At 66.1% G+C, this 17,274-nt stretch carries 18 protein-coding genes and 1 tRNA gene; 4 read left to right on the forward strand and 15 right to left on the reverse strand.

The window, feature by feature from the left end:
• The first annotated feature begins 49 nt into the window (after positions 1-49).
• Positions 50-1,513, forward strand: a complete 1,464-nt coding sequence (locus F8O07_RS09450) for a glutamyl-tRNA reductase (RefSeq protein WP_158031955.1) — start codon at positions 50-52, stop codon at positions 1,511-1,513.
• A 33-nt stretch (positions 1,514-1,546) separates the two neighbouring features.
• Here F8O07_RS09450 and F8O07_RS09455 read toward each other — a convergent pair whose 3' ends face one another.
• From F8O07_RS09455 to F8O07_RS09465, 3 genes are all read right to left on the reverse strand, one after another.
• Positions 1,547-2,317: a fumarylacetoacetate hydrolase family protein gene (locus tag F8O07_RS09455; protein ID WP_158031956.1), complete on the reverse strand. Its 771-nt coding sequence runs from the start codon at positions 2,315-2,317 to the stop codon at positions 1,547-1,549.
• Between the two features lie 91 nt (positions 2,318-2,408).
• The gene (locus tag F8O07_RS09460) at positions 2,409-3,512 is read right to left on the reverse strand and encodes a branched-chain amino acid aminotransferase (protein WP_225732976.1); all 1,104 of its coding nucleotides are present in this window, start codon (positions 3,510-3,512) and stop codon (positions 2,409-2,411) included.
• Between the two features lie 216 nt (positions 3,513-3,728).
• Positions 3,729-4,775, reverse strand: coding sequence for a 3-isopropylmalate dehydrogenase (locus F8O07_RS09465; RefSeq protein WP_225733270.1), 1,047 nt, complete (start codon positions 4,773-4,775; stop codon positions 3,729-3,731).
• A 151-nt stretch (positions 4,776-4,926) separates the two neighbouring features.
• Between F8O07_RS09465 and F8O07_RS09470 the strand changes: the two genes are divergently transcribed.
• Positions 4,927-5,229 carry a rhodanese-like domain-containing protein gene (locus F8O07_RS09470; RefSeq protein ID WP_158031958.1) on the forward strand — a complete coding sequence of 101 codons (303 nt, stop codon included), beginning with the start codon at positions 4,927-4,929 and terminating at the stop codon, positions 5,227-5,229.
• A gap of 26 nt (positions 5,230-5,255) precedes the next feature.
• Here the strand turns inward: F8O07_RS09470 and F8O07_RS09475 are convergent, their stop codons facing one another.
• The 10 genes from F8O07_RS09475 to F8O07_RS09520 form a co-directional block, all read right to left on the reverse strand.
• Complete coding sequence (locus tag F8O07_RS09475) at positions 5,256-5,771, reverse strand: hypothetical protein (protein ID WP_158031959.1); 516 nt, start codon at positions 5,769-5,771, stop codon at positions 5,256-5,258.
• The gene (locus tag F8O07_RS09480) at positions 5,768-6,235 is read right to left on the reverse strand and encodes a hypothetical protein (RefSeq protein ID WP_158031960.1); all 468 of its coding nucleotides are present in this window, start codon (positions 6,233-6,235) and stop codon (positions 5,768-5,770) included. The genes F8O07_RS09475 and F8O07_RS09480 overlap by 4 nt, the downstream gene beginning before the upstream one ends.
• Before the next feature lie 237 nt (positions 6,236-6,472).
• The gene (ilvC, locus tag F8O07_RS09485; RefSeq protein WP_158031961.1) at positions 6,473-7,513 is read right to left on the reverse strand and encodes a ketol-acid reductoisomerase; all 1,041 of its coding nucleotides are present in this window, start codon (positions 7,511-7,513) and stop codon (positions 6,473-6,475) included.
• Between the two features lie 76 nt (positions 7,514-7,589).
• Positions 7,590-8,099, reverse strand: a complete 510-nt coding sequence (ilvN, locus tag F8O07_RS09490; protein ID WP_158031962.1) for an acetolactate synthase small subunit — start codon at positions 8,097-8,099, stop codon at positions 7,590-7,592.
• A 4-nt stretch (positions 8,100-8,103) separates the two neighbouring features.
• Positions 8,104-9,888: an acetolactate synthase large subunit gene (locus F8O07_RS09495; RefSeq protein ID WP_225733271.1), complete on the reverse strand. Its 1,785-nt coding sequence runs from the start codon at positions 9,886-9,888 to the stop codon at positions 8,104-8,106.
• A gap of 267 nt (positions 9,889-10,155) precedes the next feature.
• On the reverse strand, positions 10,156-10,941 hold the full coding sequence (gene otsB / locus F8O07_RS09500) for a trehalose-phosphatase (RefSeq protein WP_158031964.1): 786 nt from the start codon (positions 10,939-10,941) through the stop codon (positions 10,156-10,158).
• On the reverse strand, positions 10,938-12,437 hold the full coding sequence (locus tag F8O07_RS09505) for an alpha,alpha-trehalose-phosphate synthase (UDP-forming) (RefSeq protein ID WP_158031965.1): 1,500 nt from the start codon (positions 12,435-12,437) through the stop codon (positions 10,938-10,940). The genes otsB and F8O07_RS09505 overlap by 4 nt, the downstream gene beginning before the upstream one ends.
• Before the next feature lie 43 nt (positions 12,438-12,480).
• Complete coding sequence (locus tag F8O07_RS09510; protein WP_158031966.1) at positions 12,481-13,188, reverse strand: SGNH/GDSL hydrolase family protein; 708 nt, start codon at positions 13,186-13,188, stop codon at positions 12,481-12,483.
• A 54-nt stretch (positions 13,189-13,242) separates the two neighbouring features.
• Positions 13,243-13,890 (reverse strand): DedA family protein, encoded by a 648-nt coding sequence (locus F8O07_RS09515; RefSeq protein ID WP_192496748.1) that lies wholly within the window; start codon positions 13,888-13,890, stop codon positions 13,243-13,245.
• A 158-nt stretch (positions 13,891-14,048) separates the two neighbouring features.
• Positions 14,049-14,121 (reverse strand) — tRNA-Lys (locus F8O07_RS09520).
• 87 nt (positions 14,122-14,208) lie between these two features.
• On the opposite strand from F8O07_RS09520, the gene bcp reads away from it, so the two are divergent.
• Positions 14,209-14,700, forward strand: a complete 492-nt coding sequence (gene bcp, locus F8O07_RS09525) for a thioredoxin-dependent thiol peroxidase (protein ID WP_158031968.1) — start codon at positions 14,209-14,211, stop codon at positions 14,698-14,700.
• A 36-nt stretch (positions 14,701-14,736) separates the two neighbouring features.
• Here bcp and F8O07_RS09530 read toward each other — a convergent pair whose 3' ends face one another.
• Positions 14,737-15,135: a hypothetical protein gene (locus F8O07_RS09530; protein WP_158031969.1), complete on the reverse strand. Its 399-nt coding sequence runs from the start codon at positions 15,133-15,135 to the stop codon at positions 14,737-14,739.
• 188 nt (positions 15,136-15,323) lie between these two features.
• Between F8O07_RS09530 and F8O07_RS09535 the strand changes: the two genes are divergently transcribed.
• Entirely contained in the window at positions 15,324-15,572 is a 249-nt protein-coding gene (locus F8O07_RS09535; protein WP_158031970.1) for a WhiB family transcriptional regulator, read from the forward strand.
• A 101-nt stretch (positions 15,573-15,673) separates the two neighbouring features.
• Here F8O07_RS09535 and F8O07_RS09540 read toward each other — a convergent pair whose 3' ends face one another.
• Positions 15,674-17,173 carry a sensor histidine kinase gene (locus tag F8O07_RS09540; protein ID WP_158031971.1) on the reverse strand — a complete coding sequence of 500 codons (1,500 nt, stop codon included), beginning with the start codon at positions 17,171-17,173 and terminating at the stop codon, positions 15,674-15,676.
• Between the last annotated feature and the right edge of the window lie 101 nt (positions 17,174-17,274).

Here is a 17,274-nt window from a genome sequence, read left to right on the forward strand (position 1 = left end):
AACATCTGACGATTTAGAGAATTGACACCAAACGCCTAGAATGTCAGACGTGCTTCTCTGCGTGTCGTCCAGTCATAAAAACGCGCCGTTCTCCCTGCTCGAGGGACTTTCCGGCGCCGCTGACGCTGCGCGCACCCTCACGTCTCGAAACGAGTTCTTCAGTGGCGCCGTCGTCGTCGCCACCTGCAACCGCTTCGAGGCGTACCTCGATGTGCGCCAGCCCGAAGGGTCCGATCCCCGTCTCGCGGTGGTGGCCGCCTGGCAGGCGGTCTGTGCGCACACCGGTGTCGAATACGAAGATCTGAAGACCGGCAGTGCGGTCTATGTCGGCGATGCCGCCGCCCAACATCTGTTCTCGGTGACTGCCGGGCTCGAGTCGCTGGTCGTCGGAGAGACAGAGATCTCTGGCCAAGTCGCCAACGCGCTCGAACACGCTCGCGAGATCGGCACCACGACCTCTGACCTTGAGCGACTGTTCCAGACCGCAGCGAAGACCTCGCGCGAGGTGAAGAATCAGACCAAGCTCGGCCGCATGGGCCGTTCGATCGTGCAGCTGGCGCTCGACCTCAGCGACAGCCGCATCGTGGACTGGTCGAGGCTGCGCGTGCTGCTGGTCGGCACCGGACAGTACGCACGCGTCACCGTCGCCGCGCTGAAGACCCGCGGGGTCACAGACATCGCCGTGCACTCGGCCAGCGGCCGCGCCGAGCACTTCGCCGAGATGCGCGAACTGCGCGCGGTGAGGCCAGAGCGCCTCACCCACGAGCTCGCCTGCGCCGACCTGATCGTCACCTGCACGACGTCGCCGCACACGGTGATCGACGCCGCACTCCTGCGCGCCAGCCGCACCGAGGCCGCCCACACCGGGGTGTCGCGGGCCGCCGTCGAGGCGGCAGGCAGCGACGCGGACGCCACCGGGTGCCCTTTCGATCACGGCTCCGTCAGTTCGGTCACAGCAGTGCCGAACCTGCCCGCGCGCCAGCTCGTCATCGACCTCGGTATGCCGCGCAACGTGGCCGTCGACGTCACCGACCTGCCCGAGGTGGAGCTGCTCGATCTCGAGACGATCAAGCTGCATGCGCCGCTGAGCGAGCTGAGATCAAGCGACGACGCACGTTCGCTCGTCGACGAGGCTGCACAGAGCTTCCACCAGCAGCGCAATCAGCAGCGTGTGGGCCGCGGCCTCGCCCAGCTGAAGGCGATGTTCTTCGACAAACTCGATGCCGAGATCGAACGGTCACGACGCCATGAGCCGAGCCAGGCGAACACTGAGAAGGCTCTGCACCACCTGGTGGGGGTGCTGCTGAACACGTCGATGCAGCGTTCGCGCGAGCTGGCGGCCGAAGATCGTCCGCACGATTTCGTCGATGCGCTCGAAGCGCTCTACGGCATCCAGGTCGACATGCCTGACGAAGACGCCGAGACCTGCGGCCGCTGCCCGATCGCGCATGAGCTGTTGGGGCCGCACACGCATCGTGCCGATGACGATGGCTCGCTGCGCTCGGTGAGCTGAGTCGGCAGAAGGCGGCCTGCAGACCGCCGCACCTCACAGTGCAGCGCGCACCGGGTTCGTGAGTTCGCCGATGCCCGTGGCCGCGACTGTCACGCTGTCTCCGGGCACGATCGGCCGCACGCCCGCAGGCGTTCCCGTCAGAATCACATCGCCCGGCAGAAGAGTGAACGCCTGGCTGATGAACTCCAGCAGGGTCGGCACATCGAAGATGAAGTCTTTCGTCTCGCCCGACTGCGCAGCCTCGCCGTTGATCGACGAGGTCACCGTCACTGCCGCCGGATCCAGCTCGGTCTCGATCACGGGGCCCAGCGGGCAGAACGTGTCCATTCCCTTTGCCCGAGCCCACTGCCCGTCGCCCTGCTGCAGCGTGCGCGCACTGACGTCGTTGCCCAGCGTGTAGCCGAACACCGCCTTCTGCCAGTGCTCGCGTGGCAGGTTCTTCACGACCCTGCCGATCACGATCGCCAGCTCTGCCTCGGGCTCGACGGTTCCGGCGAACTCCGGAATCACGATCGGGTCGCCCGGGCCGACCACCGAGGTGTTCGGCTTGAAGAAGAGCAGCGGATGCGTCGGCACCGCGTTGCCCTTCTCGGCCGCGTGCGCAGCATAGTTGCGCCCCACCGCGATGACCTTCGAACGAGGGATGACCGGGGCGAGCAGGTGCGCCTCGGCAAGCGGAACGCGATCGCCCGTCGTGTCGTAGCCGGCGAACATCGGGTCTCCGCTGAGGACGACGATTTCGTCCCCGTCAATGATTCCGAATGCCGGGTCAGCGCCTTCGTGGCTGAAACGTGCGATCTTCATGCTTCACTCCATTGGTCAAGTCAGGCGGCGACACCTGCGCAGTTCGCACGAGTGCCGCCGCCTTCGGATGAGAGACTGACTCTTGAACGGCTCAGGCCAGACGCGTCAGCCAGCCGCGCTTGTCTTCGACGCGGCCGAACTGGATGTCGGTGAGTGCCTTGCGCAGCCCCGAAGTGATCTTGCCAGCGGTCTCGGCCGGGGCTGCGATCGTGAAGTCCGGGCTGCGCAGCTCGGCGAGCGGGTTGATGACCGCTGCGGTGCCGCAGGCGAAGATCTCGGTGATCTCGCCCGAAGCCACGCCGTCGCGCCACCAGTCGAGCGACACCGAGGTCTCTTCAGTCTTCAGACCGAACTCCTCTTCGGCGAGCTGCAGCACCGACTCGCGAGTCACACCGTGCAGAATCGATCCGGTGAGCTTCGGCGTGACCAGGCGGCCGTCCTTGGTCACGAACATGATGTTCATGCCGCCCAGCTCGTCGACGTTGGTGTGCGTCTCGGCGTCGAGGAAGAGCACCTGCGAGCAGCCGTTGCGGTAGGCCTCTTCCTGCGGCTCCAGGCTGGCGGCGTAGTTGCCGCCGCACTTGGCCTCGCCCGTACCGCCCAGGGCCGCGCGCGAGAAGTCGGTCGACAGCCAGATGTTGACAGGCTTGACGCCGTCTTTGAAGTACGGCCCCGCCGGACTGGCGATCAGCACGTACTTGACCTCATGCGCCGAGTGCACGCCGAGGAACACCTCGGTGGCGATCATGAACGGGCGCAGATACAGGCTCTTCTCGCCCTCAGCGTCGGGCACCCAGTCGGCGTCGACCTCGACGAGCTCCTTCAGCGACTGCACGAAGGTGTCGACCGGCAGCTGCGGCAGTGCCAGGCGCTCGGCCGAGCGCTGAAAGCGGTGGGCGTTGCGGTCGGGACGGAACGTCCACACGCTGCCGTCGTCGTGGCGAAACCCTTTCAGCCCCTCGAAGATCTCCTGCGCATAGTGGAAGACGCTCGCCGCCGGATCGACCGAGAGCGGCCCGTACGGCAGCACCTGCGCATCATGCCAGCCCTTGTCCTGGCTGTAGTCGATGGTGACCATATGATCCGAGAAGTTCACGCCGAACCCCGGATCTTTCAGAATCTCGCTGCGCTTCGCCGCATCGGTGGGGTTCGTGGTCAGGTGCTTCGCGAAAGTCATCGCGTTCGTCTCGGTCATTTCGTCCTTCCTCAGAGAGGTCTACAGAGTTCTTGTCGTGGTGCAGCTGCCAGCTCGGGGATGGTGGAGCGCGGGGCGCACATGGGGCGCGATCGTGTCGCGCGAGGCGGCCTCGACGCCGCGCTCTCTATCGTACCGCGCATGGCGCCAGGCCGCGGTACGCTCGCCCAGATCAGTCGGACCGCGGCCTGGCGGTTCGGTCGGGCGTGCATGTGGTCAGGCGCGCAGTCGCGCGACGATCGCGTCGCCGATCTCGGCAGTCGAACGCACCGTATCCGCCCGCGACGCGGTGTCGGCCCGTACCGCCTCGACGATGCGAGCGGCCGAGTCGGCATGCCCCTGCGTCTGCAGCATGAGGGCGACTGACAGGATCGCTGCGGTCGGGTCGGCCTTCTGCTGGCCGGCGATGTCGGGCGCAGAGCCGTGAATGGGTTCGAACATGCTGGGTGCGGTGCCGTCGGCGTTGATGTTGGCCGACGCCGCCAGCCCGATGCCGCCGGTGACCGCGGCAGCGAGGTCGGTGAGGATGTCGCCGAACAGGTTGTCGGTGACGATCACGTCGAAGCGTGCGGGGTCGGTCGTCAGGAAGATCGTGGCAGCATCGACGTGCAGATAGTCGTGGGTCACGTCGGGGAACTCGGCGGCGATCTCGTCGACCAGACGCTGCCACATGCCGCCGGCGTTCACGAGCACGTTCTTCTTGTGCACGAGCGTGACGTGATGACGCGGGCGCTTCGCCGCCGTCTCGAACGCGTAGCGGATCACCCGTGCCGCACCGAACGCCGTGTTCACCGAGACCTCGGTGGCGACCTCGTGCTCCGTGCCCACCCGGAGCGCTCCCCCGTTGCCCGTGTAGAGCCCCTCTGTGCCCTCGCGCACGACCACGAAGTCGATGTCGCCGGGGCTCGAGAGCGGCGAGCGCACACCCGGGAAGAGCTCGACCGGGCGCAGGTTGACGTACTGGTCGAACGCGAAGCGCAGCCTGAGCAGCAGGCCGCGCTCGAGCACGCCGGCGGGCACACGGCGCGGATCGCCGACGGCGCCGAGCAGCAGTGCGTCGTGCTGACGCAGCTCGTCCAGAGTCTCGTCGGCGAGCACCTCGCCGGTGCGCTCATAGCGGCGTGCGCCCAGATCGTAGTCAGTCGTGGCGAAGGCGAACCCGTCTGCGGCGGCGACCGCGGTGAGCACTTTGAGCCCCTCGGCGACCACCTCTGGCCCGATGCCGTCACCGGCGATGACTCCGAGATCGATCTGTGTGCTCACCGTTTCCTCCTCAGCATTGACCCGCGAACAGGGCGCTGCAGCGCCTCCGGGCATGACGTGTTCCAGCCTAGCGGCAGCGCAGGTACAGTGTCAGAAAAGACAGATCACTGAATCGGCGCGCGACGCGCGGATTCGCACACGAGGAGTCACCATGGTCGAGCAGATCACCCCGCAGCAGGCACTCGAACGGCAGCAGGCCGGCGCCGTCATTCTCGATGTGCGCGAGACCGACGAATTCGCTGCGGGCCATGCGACGGGCGCGGTGAACATCCCGCTCTCCGAGCTGCAGTCGCGTCTGGGCGACGTGCCCGACGCCGAAGATCTGCTGATCATCTGTCAGGCGGGCGGACGCTCACAGCAGGCCGCGCTCTGGCTCGATCAGCAGGGCGTCGCCGCCGCGAACGTCAGCGGCGGCACATTCGCCTGGGCCTCAGAGGGCCTGCCCGTCGACTGAGCGAGGCTCACCTCAGCCGCTTCGGCTCAGTCGCCGAAGAGCAGGTGCGAGAGCACGATGTCGTTGACCTGCGGGTTGGCCATCACCAGCTGCTGCACCGAGATCATGATCAGCGGCACGATCGCCCACCCGGTCGCATAGGCCAGCAGACGACGCCACCAGGTCATCCCACGAGTGATCCACCACGACGCGGCCAGCAGCGCGAGCGGCATGACGAGGCCGACCAGCAGCAGCGTCCATCTGACCCAGCCGAGCCCGCCGAAGACGGCCTGCCAGCCGGTGTCTGAGTTCGCGAATGCGAACGCGAACGCCTGCCACACAGGGTAGGCGAAGAGCACCGCCGCCAGCACACCCCAGAGTGCGTCTGAGACGCGGATGCTCAGACCGCCCGGCTGTTCGGCTGCGGCCCCAGCATGATCGGCGTTCGACTGCCCGCCGAGCTGCTGGACGTCATCGCCGAGCACAGCGGTGTCGACGTGGTCAGCGCTGCTGCGGTTCATGCTCGCACCACTCGTCTCGTTCAGTTCGTCGCCGGTGTTCACTGTGCGCCTCCGTTGCTCGCGGTGATCAGTGTGATGATCCAGGGCCACGGTGCCAGCAGCACCAGCCCCAGCACCAGCCAGAGCGTCTGCCAGTACCAGCGGCGGCCGCGCACGAAGAAGAAGGCGAACACGACCCACAGAGCGGGGCCGGCGAGACCCAGCAGCATCTGCGCGCGGTCGATGCCGTCGAGCAGAGGCTGCGGCGGGGTCGAGAGGCGCTTGAGCAGAATCGTCACCCACGAGATCGTGTAGACGAGAAAGACGCCGAGAATCGCGCCGTATCCGACGAGCACGCCGGAGGGCAGCTGGTCGATCGCGGCGAGTGCGCTGCGGTCTTCTTCGACCACCGGCACCTCGTCATACTCTGTCGATCGGCCTCCCGGGACGACGGCCGACGTGTCGAGCCGGTCTGACTCCCAGACGAGCGCCTCGTCGTCGGTGCCGTCGCGTTCTTTGTCACCCATGCTGTCAGGCCTCGCCATCTCCGGTTGTGCGAACGTCATCTTGTCGGGCGTGATCTGCCCGAGCGTCCGCCCTCAATGATACCGATCCGTGGCACTGCACGGTCGAGCTGCCACTGCGCCCGAGACGACCACGTCTGCAGAGACGACTGAGGGCCGCCCGAAACGAGTTCGGACGGCCCTCAGGGTCTGCGTCACCTCATCTGTACGCGGAGGAGGTCACATGGTGAGCAGCGCGGATCAGGCGTGGCGGTCGACCTGTCCCTCGACGTAGTCGGCGTCGATCTCGGCGTTCGACCACGAGAACAGCTTGCGCAGTCCCTTGCCGGTCGCCTCGATCGGGTGCTCCTGGCCCTCGGCGCGGAACTTCTTGAACTCCGGAGCGCCAGCCGCCTGGTCGGCCATGAAACGCTCGGCGAAGGCACCCGACTGAATGTCGGCGAGCACCTCTTTCATGTGCTCCTTGACGCTGGCGTCGATGACGCGCGGGCCCGACACGTAGTCGCCGTACTCGGCGGTGTCAGAGATCGACCAGCGCATCTTGGCGATGCCGCCCTCGTTGATCAGGTCGACGATGAGCTTCATCTCGTGGCAGACCTCGAAATACGCGATCTCGGGCTGGTAGCCGGCCTCGGTCAGGGTCTCGAAGCCGCTCTGGATGAGCTTCGACAGTCCGCCGCAGAGCACAGCCTGCTCGCCGAAGAGGTCAGACTCGGTCTCTTCTTTGAACGTGGTCTTGATGGCGCCTGCTCTGGTGCCGCCGATGCCCTTGCCGTATGAGAGGGCGGTCTCGAAGGCCTTGCCCGACTCGTCGTTCTCGACGGCGACCAGGATCGGCACGCCACGACCGGCTTCGTACTCGCGACGCACGGTGTGTCCCGGGCCCTTCGGGGCGATCATGACGACGTCGACGCCCTTCGGCGCCTGAATGTAGCCGAAGCGCACGTTGAAGCCGTGAGCGAAGAGCAGGGTCTTGCCCTCTGAGAGGTTCGGCTCGATCTCGTTCTTGTAGATGTCGGCCTGGTACTGGTCGGGAGCGAGCACGACGATGAGGTCGGCCCACTTGGTCGCCTCTGCGTTGTCGAGCACCTCGAAGCCGAGCTCCTCGACGCGAGAGCGCGTCTCTGAGCCCTCACGCAGGGCGACCTTCACCTCGACGCCCGAGTCACGAAGGTTCAGCGCATGCGCGTGGCCCTGTGAGCCGAAGCCGATGACGGCGACTTTCTTGCCCTGGATGATGGTCAGATCGGCATCGTCGTCATAGAAGATCTCTGCTGCCATGGTGTTACTCCATTTCTGTTGTGTGGATGCGGTCGGAAGGTGAGTCTGTCGGGTCACTGCCCGAGGGTGGCCGGGGTCAGCCACGGGTGACGCGGTCGGTCATCGACCGGGGGCCGCGCGAGATCGCAAGCAGGCCGGACTGCACCAGCTCGCGGATGCCGTACTGTTCGAGCAGTTTGAGCAGTGCGCGGTTCTTCGCGGCGTCGCCGGTCACCTCGACGACGACGGCGTCCTGGCTGACGTCGACGATGCGGGCGCGGAAGAGCTCGACGATCTCGACGATCTGCGAGCGGGTGCCGGGATCGGCCTTGACCTTCACCAACATGTGCTCGCGAAGCACCGAGGTCTCGTCTTCGAGCTCGACGATCTTGATCACGTTCACCAGCTTGTTCAGCTGCTTGGTCACCTGTTCGAGCGGCTGACGCTCGACGTTCACGACCACGGTCATACGCGAGAACCCCTCGACCTCGCACTGCCCCACGGCGAGCGAGTCGATGTTGAACGCACGCCGGGCGAAGAGCCCCGCGACTCGGGTCAGCAGGCCGGGGGTGTCCTCGACCAGCATTGAGAGCACATGCTTGCTCATCAGATCACTCCTCGCCTTCGAATGCCGGTGACTCGTCTTTCGCGTACTGGATGAAGTCGTTGCTGACTCCCTGCGGCACCATCGGCCACACCATGGCGTCGGCCGAGACCACGAAGTCGATCACCACGGGCCGGTCGTCGACCGACAGCGCCCACTCGATCGCAGCATCCACCTCGTCTTCGCTCTCGACGCGGCGCGCAGCACAGCCGTACGCCTCGGCGAGCTTGACGAAGTCGGGCACTCGTTCTGAGCCGTGACCGGTGTGCAGCTCGGTGTTCGAGAAGCGCTTGTCGTAGAACAGCGACTGCCACTGTTTGACCATGCCCAGCGACGAGTTGTTGATGATCGCCACCTTGATGGGGATGCCCTCGAGCACACAGGTCGCGAGCTCCTGATTGGTCATCTGGAAGCAGCCGTCGCCGTCGATCGCCCAGACCACTCGGTCGGGCTGTGCCACCTTCGCACCCATCGCTGCGGGCACGCCGTATCCCATGGTGCCGGCGCCGCCCGAGTTGAGGAACGAGTTCGGGCGCTCGTACTTGATGAACTGTGCGGCCCACATCTGGTGCTGGCCGACGCCCACGGCGTAGACGGCCTCTGGTCCGGTGAGCTCGCCGATGCGCTGAATGACGTGCTGCGGCGCGATCAGACCGTCGGTGGGCTGGGTGAAGCCGAGCGGGTAGTCTTCGCGCAGCTTGTTGAGATGCTCCCACCAATGTGTGAGATCGGGGGCCTGCTCCGAGGTCTCGGCCTCGTACTCGGGCACGAGCTGGTCGAGCACCTGACGCAGATCGCCGACGATCGGCACATCGGCGTGCCTGATCTTCGAGATCTCGGCCGGGTCGATGTCGACGTGCACGACCTTGGCCAGCGGCGCGAAGGTCTTGGCGTTGCCCGTGACGCGGTCGTCGAAGCGAGCACCGAGACTGACGATGAGGTCGGCCTGCTGCAGGGCGAGCACAGCAGGCACAGTGCCGTGCATGCCGGGCATGCCGAGGTTCTGCGGGTGCGAGTCGGGAAACGCACCGCGGGCCATCAGCGTGGTCACGACCGGCGCATGGGTGGCCTCTGCGAGCGCTGTGAGTTCGGCGGATGCTCCGCTGCGGATGACGCCGCCGCCGACGTAGAGCACGGGGCGCTGGGCGTTCGCGAGCAGCTGCGCCGCTGCCTGCACCTGGCGGCCGTGCGGCTGCGTCGCCGGGTGGTAGCCGGGCAGGGTGATCTGCGGCGGCCAGCTGAAGTCGGCGAGCCCCTGCTGGGCGTCTTTGCTGATGTCGACGAGCACCGGGCCAGGGCGACCTGTGCTGGCGATCTCGTACGCCGCAGCGAGCGCCGGTGCGACCTCGTCTGCGCTGCGCACGAGGAAGGCGTGCTTGGTGATGGGCATCGTGATGCCGACGATGTCGGCCTCTTGGAACGCGTCGGTGCCGATCAGTGCAGAGAAGACCTGACCCGTGATCGCGATCATCGGCACGGAATCCATATAGGCGTCGCCGATCGCGGTCACCAGGTTGGTGGCACCGGGCCCTGAGGTCGCCAGACACACGCCGACCGTCTGACCGGCCGTGGCGTACCCTTCGGCCGCATGCCCGGCACCCTGCTCATGACGCACGAGGTAGTGCCGCAGCCCCTTGGCGTCCATCAGCGGGTCGTAGGTCGGCAGAATGGCGCCGCCGGGCAGCCCGAACACGTCGGTGACACCGAGCTTCTTCAGCGAGGCGATGAGAATCTCTGCCCCGGTGAGATCGCGCTCTTGCACGGTGGGTGTCGGTTTCGGTGTGGGAGCCATGCCTGTCATTCCTCGATCATGATTCATTGGTTGTCGCCATCGTGCGGCAAGTCAGAAGAAGAACCCGAGTTCATCGGGAAGGGGACGCAGGGGCGAGCTGCGCGATGAGCCTGCGAGCGTATCGTCTCTGCGGTGCACCCCTGTTCAGAGCGTCTGCCATGGTTCGGCGACGCGATCTGTCTCAGCGGCCGATCAGATGGGTTGCATCGATCAGGCCTGCGACATTCAACGCTAGCACACGCAGTGGGGTCGTTCGCACCGCAACGGTCACCGGGCAAGGGCGAGGTACCGTCGTCTTCTCGAGGCCATGGTGAGCAGCACGCCCGCAAGCGCCCGAGGGCCCGCCACGGTGAACTCGGCAGCTGTTCGTCCCTCGCCCACGTGTACGCCGACGTCGCCGTCGTGCAGCACTCGGAACACGTCTTCGTCGGTGCGGTCGTCGCCAGCGTAGAAGACGACGGTTGCGCCGGTGTGCGCGCGCAGCTGCTCGATCGCGTCGCCTTTGTTGGTCTCGCGCAGCGAGAACTCGAGCACGTCATGGCCGGTGAGCACACGTGCGACGGGAAGCTCTGCGGCGACTCGCTCACGGGCCAGCCGCTGCAGTCGTTCGGCTTCTGCACGGCCGACGCTGCGGGTGTGCAGCACCGCGCCGACTGGCTTGTGCTCGACCCAGGCGCCGTGCACGCCTGTCACCAGATCTTCGAGCGTCGAGCTCAGGCGACTCACGTCACGGATCGTCCCGGTGCTGAGCGGGCTGGGATCGGGCACGCCGCTGTCGAGCTGGATCTGCGCACCGTGTGATCCCACCAAGAGCATGCCCGGAGGGGCGTCGCTGACCGCGCGCAGCGACTCGAGAGCGCGCCCCGAGACGTACGCGACATCGGTACGCGGCAGCTGCCAGAGCTGGATGACGGCGAGATGCGAGTCAGCCAGTGACCGGGAGTCGGCCGGATTGTCGGTGAAGGGCGCGACCGTGCCGTCGAAGTCCAGAGCGATCAGCAGTCTCTCAGTCTCGGTGATGCGCTGCAGAGCGGCGTCGAGTTCGGGCGTCATGCGCGAGTCTCCGGCGTTGCGCCTTCAGGCGCGTCGTCACTCTGCGCACGATTGTCAGCGCTGACCTCGCGCAGCCGAGCCAGGAAGGCATCCGACCAGCGCTCGACGTTGTCTTCGCGCACGTGCCGCCGCATGATGCGCATGCGTCGGGCCACCTCTGCCTCGGGCATCTGCATCGCATCCACGATGGCCTGTTTGAGCCCGTCGATGTCATGGGGGTTGATCAGCAGGGCCGTCTTCAGCTCGTCGCTGGCGCCGGCGAACTCGCTGAGCACCAGCACGGCGTCGTTGTCGACGTGCGTTGCCACGAACTCCTTGGCGACCAGATTCATGCCGTCACGCAGGGCCGTCACCAGCAGGATGTCTGCGGCGAGGTAGAACGCCGCCATCTCACGTCGCGGAAAGCTGCGGTGCAGATACTGGATCGCGGGCCGGCCGATGGTGCTGTGATCGCCGTTGATGCGGGCGACCGACAGCTCGATGTCATCGCGCAGGCGCTTGTAGGTCTCGACGCGTTCGCGGCTCGGCACGGCGATCTGGATCAGCGTGGTGTCTTCGACGTCGACGCGCCCTTCGTCGAGCAGCTCGCCGTAGGCCTTGAGCCGATGACGGATGCCCTTCGTATAGTCGAGTCGGTCGATGCCGAGCAGCACACGATGCGGATCGCCCAGGTCTCGGCGGATCTGCCGCGCGCGCTCCTGCACCTCGGGATCTTCGCCGAGCTGCTCGAACTCGTCGGCGTCGATCGAGATCGGGTAGTCGTGAAAGGCCGCGACATGCCCGCTGCCGCCGTCGAGCTCGGCGGGAACGTCGATCTGGCCTCGCCGAACCGTGATGCCCAGCAGCGTGCGCACGGCGCGTGCGAAGTTGCGCGCGTCCTCGCTGCGCTGAAAGCCGATCAGGTCTGCGCCGAGCAGCCCCTCAAGAATCTGGCGACGCCAGGGCAGCTGGGCGAAGAGGCCGTAGGACGGGAACGGAATGTGGTTGAAGAACCCGATGCTCAGATCTGGCCGGATGCGACGCAGAATGCGCGGCACCAGCTGCAGCTGGTAGTCCTGCACCCACACGGTCGCCCCAGAGCTCGCGATGTCGGCCACGCGAGCGGCGAAACGCTCGTTGACCGATTTGTAGGAGTCCCACCACACCCGATGGTAGAGCGGCGGCGCGATCACATCGTGATAGAGCGGCCAGAGCGTCGCGTTCGAGAAGCCCTCGTAATAGCTTTCGAGTTCCGTCTCGCTGAGACTGACCGGGTAGACGTGGAACGACCCGCCGCGCGATCCTCCCTCGGCGACGAACGGCTCGAACTCTTCGTCCGGCACGCCGGGCCAGCCGACCCAGGCTCCGTTCGAGAGCTCCATGACCGGTTCGAGTGCGGTGACCAGACCGCCCGGGGAGCGCCGCCATCCCGGATTCCCGTCAGAGTCGACGGTGCGGTCGACCGGCAGTCGGTTCGAGACGACGATCAGGTCGAATTTCTCCGCGGGTGTGCTCATGCCGTCTCCCTCGCGTCAGTTGCCTTCATGGTAGCTCACCCAGTCATCCGACCGGTTCGGCACCGAGGTAGACCTCGGCCAGGTCGTCGACGAGCTGATCGGTTCCTGCCTGGTATCCGCTCTGGTTCGGATGCGTTCCGTCACCGCGGTACCGGGTCACCCACCTGCCCTGGTCGTCGCGCGCCGAACGCCAGGGGTCGACCACGCTCCAGCCGCGATCTCCGGCGAGATCTCTCAGCCGGTCGTTGAAGTCGAGGGCGGCCTGGGGCGAAGCGTTCGAGGGCGGGATCATGGCCACCGAGACCCGGTCCAGACGCACAGCGTCGACGATGCGACCGATCGAGACGCTGCTGTCGTCGAAGACCGTCTTGGCGGCGACGTCGTTCGTGCCCGCCATGATGAGCAGGGCATCGGCACCGCTGACCGGCTTCGCGGAGCGCGCCATGTCGGCGGTCGTCGCACCGACCTTCGACCAGCCGCCCAAGAACTGCAGTGCGCCGAGGTCGACGGTGTCGTGCCAGTCGCCGTTGACGTTCGCCCCGGTCAGCTGACCGACGACGCCCACGCTGAGGGAGTCGCCCACCACGGCCAGATGCACGGTGTCGTTCGGAGCGTAGCCACCGAAGGTGCGCAGCGGCAGATTGCGAAAGCGACCAGGCTCGACGCCGTCAGTGCTGCACCCGGCGAGTGTGAGCATCCCCGTAGCCAGTGCCGCGCTCAGGAACGCACGTCTGCTCGGGTCGCTGGTCACGGCACCAGCTTAACCGCGTTGCGGAGCCGAGACCGCATCGGCGACCACGGCAGGTCAGTCGCGTGTGCGACGCGACGCGCGCACCTTCCACACCACGAATGCGGCGATCACCACCAGCACCACGGCGATGACGACCCACTGGAACGCCCCGACATACTCTTCGACGAGGCCGTAGTTCTCGCCGAGCGCATAGCCTGCGAGAACGAGCACCGTGTTCCAGATCAGCGAGCCGAATGCGGTCAGCGGAATGAACACGATCAGACGCATGCGCTCGATGCCCGCCGGAATCGAGATCAGGCTGCGGAAGATCGGCACCAGGCGCCCGAAGAAGACCGTCATGCGGCCGTGTCTCACGAACCACTGCTCAGTGCGCTCGATGTCGCTGACGCTGATCAGCGGCACTTTGGCGGCGAGACGGATGAAGCGTTCGCGCCCGAGCCATGCTCCCAGCCCGTAAAGGGCGATCGCACCGACGACCGAGCCAACCGTGGCCCAGACGATCACGGCCACGAGGTTCAGCGACCCCTGCGACGCGGCGAAGCCTGCCAGGGGCAGGATGGCCTCGCTGGGGATCGGAGGAAAGAGGTTCTCGGCAGCCACCAGGACGGCGACCCCGAACGCCCCGAGTGCGTCCATGATCGTGGTGATGAATCCGGCGAAGGCCCCCAGCTCTGGGGATGAGTCTGCGGCAGCGAACAGCATGGTGCACCATCTCTCGTTGTCGAACGCGACTTCGGCGGGCCGATGTCGGAGCATGCTGCTCGACGACACTCGGTCGCGCGGGTTCGGCTCGGCGACGATGCGCGGCGGTACCCGGTGACGAAAAAACCCGGAGACACGAGGTCTCCGGGTTCCCCTTGTGCGCCCCCTGGGACTTGAACCCAGAACCCGCTGATTAAGAGTCAGCTGCTCTGCCAATTGAGCTAGAGGCGCATGTTGTGCTCGCTTGAGCCAAGAGAAGACATTAGCACAGTGCGCATGCATGTCACAACTCAGCTGACAGTGTCTAGAATCGCTCGCATGAGCACCGCACAGAACCACCCCGAACGCCTGCAGGCCGGCACACCGGCACCTGACTTCACGCTGCCCGACGCCGACGGCCGCCCCGTCTCACTGCACGACCTGCGTGGGCACAAAGTCATCGTGTACTTCTACCCTGCCGCCGAGACTCCCGGCTGCACCAAGGAGGCCTGCGACTTCCGCGACAGCATCGCGTCGCTGCAGGCCGCGGGCTACACGGTTCTGGGTGTCTCGAAAGACGCCCAGTCCAAACTGCAGCACTTTCGAGAGCACCACGAACTGCCGTTCGCACTGCTCAGCGACCCCGATCTGACAGTGCACAAGGCCTATGGCGCCTATGGCGTCAAGAAGCTCTACGGCAAAGAGGTCACCGGCGTGATTCGCTCGACCTTCGTGATCGACGAGACCGGTGAGCTGACCCTGGCGCGCTACAACGTGCGCGCGACCGGGCATGTCGCCTCGCTGCGCAAGGCGCTGAAGCTCGACGCCTGACCGAGCGCCGGCGGATGCCGCGCGTGCGCCGTGAGGTCAGCGCTCGCTGCGCTGCTGGCTGGCCTGGACGACCGGCTTCGTGAACAGCAGGATTACTGTGACGATGGCGGGGGCGAGCAGGAAGGCGAACGCGCGCACGCTCGAGCCCTCTCCGCCCAGACTGCCCGCAGCGAAGGCCGCCAGTACGAGCTGCACGAAGACGCCTGCGGATCGGGCCCATCCGCGCCCCTTGAGCAGGGAACGACCGGCGCTGAAGATCCAGAGGCCTGCCCCCAGACAGATCACGATCAGAGCGATCGCCGAGACCGGAGACTCCGCCTTGGCGACGAAGAGCTCGATCAGCAGCCACACTGCCAAGACCAATGCCGCCACGCCTTCGAGCATCATCAGCACGCTCGCGAGTCGAAGCTGCCACGGATGCCTGCGGTCAGCCATGAGCGTGTTCTCCTGATTCTTCGTCCACACGGACGATTCGCGGTGAAGAGCCTAGCGCAGAGCACCCGATTTCGTCGGGGCAGAACCCTTGCGCTCGAAACGATGCTATGCCAAGATTCAGTTGCACTCATGACGGTATCGCTTACAGCGACACGTCATCTCTGCAAGGAATTCGAACAAGGAGTGGTATGGACTGGCGCGATCACGCAGCGTGTCTGGCAGCCGACCCGGAGCTGTTCTTCCCCGTGGGGAACACCGGGCCAGCAGTAGACCAGATCGAGAAGGCCAAGGTGGTCTGCTCCGATTGCGAGGTCACTGACGAGTGCCTGCACTATGCGATGGAGACCGGGCAGGACGCCGGCGTCTGGGGCGGGCTGAGCGAAGACGAGCGGCGGGCGCTGAAGCGCCGCGCAGCGCGTGCACGCCGCGCCAGCTGACCTCGGCAGAACTGAGAAGACTCATGAGAGCCGAGCCCTTTGGGGCTCGGCTCTCATTCTGTGTGTCGATGGGTGCTGTCCCCTGACGACACGGATGCCCGTCAGCCGTGACTGCGCAGCGAGCGCACCGGAATGGTGATGGTCACCTCGGTGCCACTGCCCGTCAGCGTGTGCCAGTCGATCGCACCCGAGAGCTCACCCTCGATCAGCGTGCGCACGATCTGCGTGCCGAGGCCCGAACCCACCTTGCCTTCGGGCAGCCCCCCGCCATCGTCGCCGACGATGATGCGCAGCTCCTGCTCGTCGCGATCGGCCTTGACCCAGACCTGACCGTCGGCGCCGTTGAGCCCGTGTTCGACCGCGTTCGTCACCAGCTCGGTGAGCGCCAGCGCCAGCGGCGTGGCCGAGGCCGAGGGCAGCTCGCCGAAGCTGCCGCTGAACGTCGGATACACTTTGCCGGTGTCGACCGAGGCCACCTCGGTGATCAGACGCAGCACGCGTTCGAACACCTCGTCGAAGTCGACCGACTGCGACAGCCCCTCAGAGAGCGTGTCATGCACCACGGCGATGGCCTCGACGCGCCGCATGGCCTTGAGCAGCGCAGCCCGGGCTTCCTCCGTCTGAGTGCGTCGCGACTGAATGCGCAGCAGCGACGAGACCGTCTGCAGGTTGTTCTTGACGCGGTGATGGATCTCGCGGATTGTCGCATCCTTGGTGAGCAGCTCCTGCTCCTGGCGACGCACCTCAGAGACGTCTCGGCAGAGCACGATCGCCCCGATGCGGTGGTGGTTGCGACGCAGCGGAATGGCTCGCAGCGTGATCGTCGCACCATTGCCTTCGACGTCGGCCCGCCACGACGCCTTGCCGCTCGTCACCACAGGCAGGCTCTCGTCGGCGATGCTCTCGCCGGTGACCAGCGTCACCGTCACATCTGAGAGATTGCGCCCCTCGATCTCGCCGTCGAACCCCAGACGGTTATAGGCCGAGATGGCGTTGGGGCTCGCGAAGAGCACCTCTCCGACGCGGTCGAGACGAATGAGACCGTCGCTCACCCGTGGAGCGCCGCGGCGCGGGCCGGTCGGTGCCGAGAGATCGGGAAAGTCGCCGACGGCGATCATATCGAGTAGATCACTGGCACAGCCGAGAAAGACCAGATCCTGCCGGCTCGGAGTGCGCGACTCTGCCACGTTCGTATGTCTGGTCACCACGGCGATCGGCGCGGTCGTCTCGATGTGGTCGCCCTCTTTGCGAATCGCCCGGCGCACCGGCACCGCGCGCAGACGGGTCGGCGAATGCTGGGTCCAGTCGGGGTTCTTCGAGACGTGTCCGACGCCCTGCACATACGTCTGATCGATCAGCGACGCCCACTCCTCGCGAGCTCGATGCCCGATGAGATCATGGGCGAAGGCCGTGGGCGACCCACTCGGCCGAGCGTGAGCGACCGCCTCGTACTGACCGTCGTTGGTGGGCAGCCAGAGAATGAGATCGGCGAGCGCCATGTCGGCGATCATCTGCCAGTCGCCGATCAGCGAATGCAACCAGTCGAGGTCTTCGGCGACCAGTCCGGGGTTCTTCTCGGCGAATTCAGAGAGTATCGACACCTTGTCAGTGTACCGGCCCTGTGCATCGACGGCGCCCCGACTCCACGCCGGCTCTCCACAGATCTCTCCACAGCATCCGCCACCTTAAAGGCACCCGACTT

It is taken from the genome of Pseudoclavibacter sp. CFCC 13796, from assembly GCF_008831185.1.
Lineage (GTDB): Bacteria > Actinomycetota > Actinomycetes > Actinomycetales > Microbacteriaceae > Pseudoclavibacter_A.

Bases quoted from the DNA above. Each gene is read 5' to 3' on its own strand.
- F8O07_RS09455 (WP_158031956.1), bottom strand. From the start codon at position 2,317: ATGAAGATCGCACGTTTCAGCCACGAAGGCGCTGACCCGGCATTCGGA.
- F8O07_RS09460 (WP_225732976.1), bottom strand. From the start codon at position 3,512: ATGACCGAGACGAACGCGATGACTTTCGCGAAGCACCTGACCACGAAC.
- F8O07_RS09470 (WP_158031958.1), top strand. From the start codon at position 4,927: ATGGTCGAGCAGATCACCCCGCAGCAGGCACTCGAACGGCAGCAGGCC.
- F8O07_RS09480 (WP_158031960.1), bottom strand. From the start codon at position 6,235: ATGGGTGACAAAGAACGCGACGGCACCGACGACGAGGCGCTCGTCTGG.
- ilvC (WP_158031961.1), bottom strand. From the start codon at position 7,513: ATGGCAGCAGAGATCTTCTATGACGACGATGCCGATCTGACCATCATC.
- ilvN (WP_158031962.1), bottom strand. From the start codon at position 8,099: ATGAGCAAGCATGTGCTCTCAATGCTGGTCGAGGACACCCCCGGCCTG.
- F8O07_RS09495 (WP_225733271.1), bottom strand. From the start codon at position 9,888: ATGGCTCCCACACCGAAACCGACACCCACCGTGCAAGAGCGCGATCTC.
- otsB (WP_158031964.1), bottom strand. From the start codon at position 10,941: ATGACGCCCGAACTCGACGCCGCTCTGCAGCGCATCACCGAGACTGAG.
- F8O07_RS09505 (WP_158031965.1), bottom strand. From the start codon at position 12,437: ATGAGCACACCCGCGGAGAAATTCGACCTGATCGTCGTCTCGAACCGA.
- F8O07_RS09515 (WP_192496748.1), bottom strand. From the start codon at position 13,890: ATGCTGTTCGCTGCCGCAGACTCATCCCCAGAGCTGGGGGCCTTCGCC.
- bcp (WP_158031968.1), top strand. From the start codon at position 14,209: ATGAGCACCGCACAGAACCACCCCGAACGCCTGCAGGCCGGCACACCG.
- F8O07_RS09530 (WP_158031969.1), bottom strand. From the start codon at position 15,135: ATGGCTGACCGCAGGCATCCGTGGCAGCTTCGACTCGCGAGCGTGCTG.
- F8O07_RS09535 (WP_158031970.1), top strand. From the start codon at position 15,324: ATGGACTGGCGCGATCACGCAGCGTGTCTGGCAGCCGACCCGGAGCTG.